The sequence below is a fragment of the Sphingobium sp. genome, assembly GCF_041987595.1.
In the GTDB taxonomy this organism is placed as follows: Bacteria; Pseudomonadota; Alphaproteobacteria; order Sphingomonadales; family Sphingomonadaceae; genus Sphingobium.
On sequence record NZ_JBHIWJ010000136.1, the window covers coordinates 1 to 229 of the forward strand.

The 229-nt window shown below is 65.1% G+C and carries 1 protein-coding gene; it reads left to right on the plus strand.

The genetic code is table 11. From position 1 onward, the window contains the following. Positions 1-229 (plus strand): hypothetical protein (locus ACFC3J_RS20825; protein WP_375197902.1); only part of this gene is annotated, 229 nt, incomplete at both ends.

Sequence of the window (229 nt, forward strand, 5' to 3'; positions counted from 1 at the left end):
GGCACGGCAGAGCTGACGATCGAAATCACCGGCACGGTGGAAGAGATCTGCGGCATCACGGCGTCGGGCACGACGCTGCAATTTGATTATGGCGAACTTGCCGGCACCACGGGCACTGTGCCTGGCGGCGTGAGCTTCGGCCTCGTCTGCAACGCGGCAGCCGGCGCGACCGTCGGCGTCTCATCGGCCAATAATGGCTACCTGCTGCGCAATGGCACGGAAACCGGCC